The 6,408-nt window shown below is 55.9% G+C and carries 8 protein-coding genes; 2 read left to right on the forward strand and 6 right to left on the reverse strand.

Annotation, left to right across the window (positions count from 1 at the left end):
* The first annotated feature begins 307 nt into the window (after positions 1-307).
* Positions 308-835, forward strand: a complete 528-nt coding sequence (locus WC370_11280; GenBank protein ID MFA5310044.1) for a DinB family protein — start codon at positions 308-310, stop codon at positions 833-835.
* A 191-nt stretch (positions 836-1,026) separates the two neighbouring features.
* Here the strand turns inward: WC370_11280 and WC370_11285 are convergent, their stop codons facing one another.
* Positions 1,027-1,662 carry a biotin transporter BioY gene (locus WC370_11285; GenBank protein ID MFA5310045.1) on the reverse strand — a complete coding sequence of 212 codons (636 nt, stop codon included), beginning with the start codon at positions 1,660-1,662 and terminating at the stop codon, positions 1,027-1,029.
* Between the two features lie 46 nt (positions 1,663-1,708).
* Complete coding sequence (locus tag WC370_11290; protein ID MFA5310046.1) at positions 1,709-1,930, reverse strand: hypothetical protein; 222 nt, start codon at positions 1,928-1,930, stop codon at positions 1,709-1,711.
* A 256-nt stretch (positions 1,931-2,186) separates the two neighbouring features.
* On the opposite strand from WC370_11290, the gene WC370_11295 reads away from it, so the two are divergent.
* A complete protein-coding gene (locus WC370_11295; GenBank protein ID MFA5310047.1) occupies positions 2,187-2,438 on the forward strand; it encodes a translation elongation factor-like protein in 252 nt (83 codons plus the stop codon).
* 118 nt (positions 2,439-2,556) lie between these two features.
* Here WC370_11295 and WC370_11300 read toward each other — a convergent pair whose 3' ends face one another.
* Genes WC370_11300 through WC370_11315 form a run of 4 tightly spaced genes read right to left on the reverse strand, consistent with a single transcriptional unit; the run spans position 2,557 to position 5,425 of the window.
* Entirely contained in the window at positions 2,557-3,021 is a 465-nt protein-coding gene (locus WC370_11300; protein ID MFA5310048.1) for a hypothetical protein, read from the reverse strand.
* Positions 3,022-3,064: 43 nt separating this feature from the next.
* Positions 3,065-3,532, reverse strand: coding sequence for a 6,7-dimethyl-8-ribityllumazine synthase (gene ribE / locus WC370_11305; protein MFA5310049.1), 468 nt, complete (start codon positions 3,530-3,532; stop codon positions 3,065-3,067).
* A 10-nt stretch (positions 3,533-3,542) separates the two neighbouring features.
* Positions 3,543-4,769, reverse strand: coding sequence for a bifunctional 3,4-dihydroxy-2-butanone-4-phosphate synthase/GTP cyclohydrolase II (locus WC370_11310; GenBank protein MFA5310050.1), 1,227 nt, complete (start codon positions 4,767-4,769; stop codon positions 3,543-3,545).
* A 26-nt stretch (positions 4,770-4,795) separates the two neighbouring features.
* A complete protein-coding gene (locus WC370_11315; GenBank protein MFA5310051.1) occupies positions 4,796-5,425 on the reverse strand; it encodes a riboflavin synthase in 630 nt (209 codons plus the stop codon).
* Between the last annotated feature and the right edge of the window lie 983 nt (positions 5,426-6,408).

Genomic DNA, 6,408 nt, shown 5'->3' on the forward strand with positions numbered 1-6,408 from the left:
ATTACAGACACAGTCTGGGAAGTCTGGTTCAGTTTCTTAAAGCTTGGTTTACTAGATGAAACCAAAGGAAAAGTGTTACCTATGTCCCCGGTCTAAAGTGTAACCTATGTCCCAGTTTGCACAAGAGAAGAAAGGGTCGGCCTTTCCCCCTTTGTCATTCTGACGAAGGTCAGAATCCACTCTATGGCATCCTTCATTTATAAAATTCGTTCTTGGATTCCCGCTTTCAGCTTCGAGTTAGTTTGTTACTTGCCACCTGTAACTTTTTCCCGTATTATAATAAAATCTTTCTCCTTTGGAGGCCCGTATGAGATGGCAGCAGCTTATCGTGGATATCTATAAACGCATGACGGAGGAAGTGGAGCATACCCTCGACGGCCTGACCACGGCGGATTTGCATCAACGACCCGCCCCCGGCGCCAACTCCATCGGCTGGCTTATCTGGCACGCCACCCGCAGCATGGACCGCACTATCGGGGACGCTATCCTGGGCGAACAGCTCTGGGTCAGGGACGGCTGGCATCGGAAATTCAATATGCCCCCCGACCCCCTGGACACCGGCTACGGCCACACGGACGCTCAGGTGGACGCTTTGAAAATCCCGGACGTTCAAACCCTCCTGGACTACCACCGCGCTGTCATGCGGGTCATGCTGGCCGCTATGGACAAACTCACGGAAGAGGAGCTGGATAAGGAGTACCCCTTTTCCCTGGAGCCGGGCGCCAAACGGGCTTTTGCCCGCCGCATCCTGTCCAACGTCCATGATATCCAGCACGTGGGCCAGGCGGCCTATGTCCGCGGCTTAATCAAAGGCCGCGGCTGGTACGGACGTTAGCTCCCCTTGTAATTTTGAGTCGTAAAACAAAAGGTGCGGCCAGGCGTCTTGAAGTTGAAACGTATTGGCGTCTCCCTCCTTACCAGCGGGGAGGGAGAAAAGAGAAGGAAGGGTCGGCCTTTCCCCCTTTGAAAACAGTAGGGGCGGGTTTCAAACCCGCCCCCGTACTATCAAATATTATCTAAAAACGGCTATCTAACGTCCGCTTCTTTCCCGTACGCCCTTTGCGGCGTTACGCCCCGCGCCACCGCCGCCGCGATAACCGCTTTCACGATATCTCCGGCGATGAACGGCACCGCGCCGAGCATCATTACCTGCCCGAAGCCAGCCGGCTCGCCTTTAATCAGGGAAAGCCAGAAGTGGAGCTGTAAAAGCCCCGGCCCATAAATAAGGATGAAGTTGGCGAAGAGCATCAGCCCCAGCATCGGCAGGAAGCGGCGCGACTTCACAAACTTGTCTGTGAAATAGCCCAGGAAAAGCGCCGCCAGAATAAACCCGATGATGTAGCCGCCGGTAGGCCCCGCTATATAGGCCGCCCCGCCGCTGAATGTCTCGAACCAGGGCACCCCCGCCGCCCCCAGCCCCATGTATATCCCCATGCTGATGCCGCCCCACCACGCCCCCAGCAGCACGCCCGTCAGCAGCACGCCCAGCGTTTGCCCGGTAAAAGGAATGGGACTCCACGGCACGTGGACTCTTAGCTGGGCCAGCAGCCCCATGACGATAGCCATGCCGCAGGCCAGCGCCGCTTTCTTGGGAAGCGCCAGCTCGTAGCGCCACTTGAAAACCTGGTACTTGGTCTCGCTGATTCTTGCGCCTAAAGTCATCTTTATCTCCTGAAATTATGATTCCGGAAATACGGTGAGTTTAAGTCTACCTGGCGGTGGGTTTTTCCGTGCCGAGTATGGCTATCTCTATTTTATGGCCGCAGTGAGAGCAGGTGATATTCATGGTGATCGGCTGTTTCATCACGCGCTCGGCCACCGCGGAGACAACCGAGTCCACGTTGTCCAGCCGGCTGTCCAACAGCTCCAGTTGCTTTTCCAGCTTCTTGACGTCGGCGGCCAGTCCCTGTGCTTCTTCCGGTTTTGCCAATGTATTATCCCTCTTAAGTTATAGTCAGACCCATTATAGCTTTGATGCTCGATTATGTCAAAAAAATTTATTGTCATCCTGAGCCTTCACGGTTTGTCAGGATAAGCTTTAAGAAGGAGCCCGATTTAAGGGTATCGGCGTCTCCCTTTCGTAAAGGGAGATAAGAGAGGGATTTTGCTTAGTTACATATTGCTTTCTCCCCGTTCGGGGGGTATAATCCTGTTACACCTTATCTTCCGGTATTGAGGAGGATAAAATGAAGGAAAAAGAGGTAGGCACGGTAAGCGATTTCTTTGCCCACGTGGTGGTGGCCGGCATAATGCTGACCGGCGCGCTCAGGGTAGGGGACAATATCCGCATCAAGGGGCATACCACGGACCTTGAGATTCCCGTGACCTCGATGCAAATCGACAACAAGGATGTCGCCGTGGCTAAAAAGGGACAATCGGTAGGCATCAAGGTGCCGGAGCGCGTCCGCCCGGGAGATACGGTCTATAAGGTAACGTAATAGTTAGAACTCGAAGCGTAAACCCCCGTCGCCCCTTCCTCCCTACTGTCCACTGTTAACTGTTAACTGTAAACTGTTAACTAATAACTCCAATGCTTTTGTCATTTTGGCTATAGCTTCACGCTGCCCTCCGGTAATACCTCCGCACCCCCGGCAGCGCCGCCAGAATCAATAGCGCCGCCCCCCACGTCCCCATCACCGGCTGTAAAAAGCTGATATAGCCCAGTAAGGCCGTCTCCGTGATAATCCAGATGAGCAGTATTATCCCCGCCGCTAAAGCGCCCGACCATGCCCAGTGGTAGCTTTTGAGGGGGTTCAGGAAGGAAAGCCCCCGCCACCCCGTCTTGAGCAGCCCCGCCCCCACCATCAGCGGAAAAACCCCCACGAAAATAAACAGTATTATGCCGGGTATGAGGAAATCGGAAAATGGCGAGCCGTTCAAGACATCCGTGGACATCCCTATCAAGTCGCCGTCCGGGGATAGAAACAGCATCGGCCCGCTGATGATGGCCGCTGCGCCCAGGAAAATAACCAGGACAATCAGCAGCCATACTCCAGGCGGTCGCCCCTTGGTCTTTTCCAACCTTCCCCCTAATCTCTTTCCCCTAATCTCTAATCTCTAATCCCTAACCTATACTCTTCACCAAATTCGCCATCTCTATGGCGCTTACCGCCGCGTCGAAGCCCTTGTTGCCGCTCTTCGTCCCGCTGCGCTCGATAGCCTGCTCCAGCGTATCGGTGGTGATTACCCCGAAGATGACCGGCACCCCGGTGTGCAGCCCCACGCTGGCGATGCCCTTGCTCACCTCGGCCGCGATGTAGTCGAAGTGCGGCGTGCCGCCCCTTATCACCGCCCCCAGGCAGATGACCGCGTCGTATTTCTTGGTTTCCGCCATTTTCTGGGCGATAAGCGGAATCTCGAACGAGCCGGGCGTCCAGGCCACTTCCACGTCCGTTTCCGCCACCCCGTGGCGCAGCAGGGCGTCCGTCGCCCCTTCCAGCAGCTTGCCGCTGAAGAACTCGTTGAAACGCGATACCACCACCCCGAACTTCAGCCCTTTGCCGATTAGGTTGCCTTCGTATTTCTTGCTCATCCTGAACTCCTTAGTTTAGTTTATCGCCCTCGGCGTCGATGATGGAAAGCAAATGCCCCATCTTGTCCTGCTTGGTGCGTAAATAGCGCTTGTTATGGGGATTGGGCTTGGGGGTCAGCGGCAGTTGCTCTACGATTTGCAGCCCGAAGCTGGTCAGCCCGCTCATTTTCTTGGGGTTATTGGTCATGAGCCGCATCTTCTTGATGCCCAGGTCGGCCAGTATCTGCGCCCCCACCCCGTAATCGCGCTGGTCGGCCTTAAACCCGAGCGCCAGGTTGGCCTCTACCGTGTCCATGCCCTTGTCCTGCAAGGCGTAGGCTTTTATTTTGTTATGCAGCCCGATGCCCCGCCCTTCCTGCCGCATGTAAAGCACCACCCCCCGCCCCGCCTCCACGATGCGCTGCATCGCCATTTCTATCTGGTCGCCGCAGTCGCAGCGCAGGCTGTGGAAAACGTCGCCGGTCAGGCACTGGCTGTGCACCCGCACCAGCACCGGCTCATCGGTGGCCACGTCGCCCAGCACCACCGCCAGGTGCTCGGCGGGGTCGGTATTGCTTTTGTAGGCTATCACCGTAAAGTCTCCGAACTTGGTAGGCAGCTTGGCCTCGGCCACTCTCTGCACCAGCCTTTCGTGCCCGTAGCGGTAGGAGATAAGGTCCGCCACGCTGATTATTTTCAGGTCCAGCTTTTTCGCGATTTTTTCCAGTTGGGGTAAACGCGCCATGGTGCCGTCATCGTTCATAATCTCGCAGCAGACGCCGGCCGGTTTCAGCCCCGCCATTCTGGCCAGGTCCACCGTGGCCTCGGTCTGTCCGGCGCGTACCAGCACCCCGCCGTCCCGGGCGCGCAGCGGGAACATGTGCCCCGGCATGGCTACGTCCTCCGGCTTGGTTTTGGGGTCGACCATTACCTGCACCGTTCTGGCCCTGTCCGCCGCCGATATGCCCGTGGTCGTGCCGAACTTGGCCTCCACGGCTACCGTGAAAGCCGTGCCGAAAAGCGACGTGTTGTTGCTGACCTGCATCGGGATGCGCAGCGCGTCCAGCCGCTCGCCGGTCATGGGCAGGCAGATAAGCCCCCGCCCGTGCGTGGCCATGAAGTTGATGGCCTCCGGCGTCACTTTTTCCGCCGCCATGATAAAGTCGCCCTCGTTCTCGCGGTCCTCGTCGTCCACCACGATGACGAATTTGCCGTTCTTGATATCTTCGATAGCCTCGGGTATGGTTGCCAGTGCCATGGTTGTTCTCCTTATATCGCAGGGCTTCAGTTTACCGGGAAGCCGTGCTCCTGTAAAAATGCCGCGGTAATGCCTTGGTTGGCGGGTTGGTTGTATTCCGCCACGTATTTGCCGATGATGTCCGCTTCTAAATTCACCGTGTCCCCCGCCTTTTTAGCGGCCAGGATGGTGTGCCGCTGCGTGAATCCCACGATGGATACCCCGAAGGTTTCCTTGTCCTTCGTGGTCACGGTGAGGCTCGTGCCGTCCACCGCGATAAATCCCTTCTCCACGATGTATCTCATAATTTCCGCCGGGGCTTGGAAGCGCATTATCACCGCCCCGCCCTCCGGCACGACCTGCGCCACCTTGCCCGTCCCGTCGATATGCCCCTGCACCAGATGCCCCCCGATTTCCCCGTTGAAGGCCAGCGGCCTTTCCAGGTTGACCCTGTCCCCCGGGCGCAAACGGCACAGGTTGGTCCGCTTTAGCGTTTCCGGCATCACGTCTGCCGTGAACGTCCTGGCGTTGAAAGCGGTGACCGTCAGGCAGACGCCGTTAACCGCCATGCTCCCGCCCAATTCCACGCCCTTGAGCACGGTATTGGCGGCCACGGTCAGCTTGTCCCCTGTAACGGAGACAATACTCCCTGCTTCCTGAACGATGCCGGTAAACAAACCCTTACCCCTTAGAGGAAACCCGATTATTTGATATCATTTTAACACTTGTCATAAGACAGGCGCAATAAATTAATAGTGTCATTCCAGCGCAGCCGTGCCCCGTATGACAATCGGAGGCTGGAATCCATTCTCCGCCTGCCACTAACTTTGGGGTATTGACGTCGCCCTTTGAAAAAGTCCCGATTCACCCTGTTCATCCGGGATTCCGTATGAGGAACGAATCGGAAGGAGATAAGAGGGGGATTTTAGTCCCCCGCCCTTTTGCCCTGACACCATCCCGTGGAAAAACGGGATCCAGGTACACCGGAGCTAGGCGAATTTACGCCTGAATTAAGCTCATTTTGAAATAATTGGATTCCGGCTTGCGCCGGCATGACATGCTAATGTGTCATCGCGTGGAGTCCCGATGCAAGCGTGAGTTCCGCCTCTCCTTATCCCCCCACCCCGTCATTCCCGACCTGATCGGGAATCCAGCCGCCTCCACCCATTATCCCCCAATAAATGTAGGGGCGGGTTTCAAACCCGCCCGGTATTCCCCCTCCCCCCTCATCTTTTGCTCTTAATCTGTATTTTTGTGCCGTACCCTTCTCCCCGCGCCCTCCCGATGCACGCAGTAAATCGGGAAGATTAAGGTATTATTATTCAGACCTTGGAAATTCCACTATCGGTTGTCTCCTCTCTGCCTGCGGAGAGGAGACCAAGAGAAAAGGTGAGTTCAGTATTTCGTATTTCCCCCGGAGGAAAAGGAGTGGTATCTGCACACTAATAACTATCAACTGTCAACATGAATGACCAATCGGCAGGGGAAAGAGGGGGATTATCGTCTCCCCAAAAAAGTAAAGGGGCGGGTCTTTATGAACTGCACCCCTAAAGTTGGACAGTATGATATGCTGGAAATAACTTTAGGGGTGTATTTTTATGCCAAAAGGGAAACCGTATACCGGGAAGTTTAAACAAACGGTAGTAGAAGACATCAGGAA

It is taken from the genome of Dehalococcoidales bacterium (assembly GCA_041652735.1).
Classification (GTDB): domain Bacteria; phylum Chloroflexota; class Dehalococcoidia; order Dehalococcoidales; family RBG-16-60-22; genus RBG-13-51-18.

Excerpts from the sequence above, each read along its gene's own strand:
- WC370_11285 (MFA5310045.1), bottom strand. The coding sequence starts at position 1,662 with ATGACTTTAGGCGCAAGAATCAGCGAGACCAAGTACCAGGTTTTCAAG.
- WC370_11280 (MFA5310044.1), top strand. The coding sequence starts at position 308 with ATGAGATGGCAGCAGCTTATCGTGGATATCTATAAACGCATGACGGAG.
- WC370_11295 (MFA5310047.1), top strand. The coding sequence starts at position 2,187 with ATGAAGGAAAAAGAGGTAGGCACGGTAAGCGATTTCTTTGCCCACGTG.
- ribE (MFA5310049.1), bottom strand. The coding sequence starts at position 3,532 with ATGAGCAAGAAATACGAAGGCAACCTAATCGGCAAAGGGCTGAAGTTC.
- WC370_11310 (MFA5310050.1), bottom strand. The coding sequence starts at position 4,769 with ATGGCACTGGCAACCATACCCGAGGCTATCGAAGATATCAAGAACGGC.